The organism is Halomonas sp. HMF6819 (assembly GCF_044335525.1).
Classification (GTDB): Bacteria; Pseudomonadota; Gammaproteobacteria; order Pseudomonadales; family Halomonadaceae; genus Vreelandella.
This window is the reverse complement of the sequence record NZ_JBIQVY010000021.1, coordinates 1-863: the sequence shown is the minus strand read 5'-3', so window position 1 is coordinate 863 and position 863 is coordinate 1. Positions and strand designations below refer to the sequence as shown.

Sequence of the window (863 nt, the reverse complement as noted above, 5' to 3'; positions counted from 1 at the left end):
TCGCTAGTGGTGGCACCGCAGCGCACAGCAGCTTCCAGAACCTGATCGACTCCGTAGATGCCGCGACCAAGACTCTGGACACCAACCGGGCAACTCTGGGTGCCACGCTGAACCGCTTCGACTCGGTGATCGACAACCTCGCGACCACCTCGACCAACCTGTCCGAAGCACGTTCGCGGATCGAAGACGCCGACTACGCGAAGGAAGTGTCCAACATGACCCGCGCCAACATTCTTCAGCAGGCGGGTACCTCCATGCTGGCCCAGGCGAACCAGACGCCGCAGTCTGTACTGTCTCTACTGGGTTAAGCCTTTCGGCGGTACAGTGGATGAATCAACCGAACGGGGCCGAAAGGCCCCGTTTTTCTTTTGGCTCGTTTACTGCTGGGCTTGTCTTGCCTTCGCTAGCGCGCGTTATACAGCGAGCCGACTTGCCTTCTCAGACCAAACGTGGCGAGGGGATAGAGAAAACACTTTCTTAAAAAAACGGCACTTTCTCCTCAAGTAAACGCCCATACGGCCGTTAATTATTATAACGGCGATGCAAGAGCCGATTAGCAGGCCATAGGTCATTTACTTAACGAGGATTATCCCATGTCTGTTATCAACACCAACATCACTTCCATGATCGGCCAGAACAACCTGAGCAAGTCTCAGGGCATGCTGGCTCAAGCGCAAGAGCGCTTGTCTTCTGGTCTGCGCATCAACAGCGCTTCCGACGACGCCGCCGGCCAAGCCATCGCCAACAAGATGACCGCTCAAATCAAGGGCATGGACCAGGCAAGCCGTAACGCCAGCGACGGTATCTCGCTCGTTCAAACCATGGAAGGCGGTCTGGACCAGATCAACGACAACCTGCAGCGT

At 56.0% G+C, this 863-nt stretch carries 1 protein-coding gene and 1 pseudogene; both read left to right on the top strand.

All coding sequences use genetic code 11. From position 1 onward, the window contains the following. A partial coding sequence (locus tag ACGLWX_RS18325) for a flagellin (RefSeq protein ID WP_396241906.1) occupies positions 1–308 on the top strand: 308 nt, incomplete at its 5' end. A 285-nt stretch (positions 309–593) separates the two neighbouring features. Then, positions 594–863, top strand: a pseudogene (locus ACGLWX_RS18320) (flagellin FliC); the annotation flags it as partial.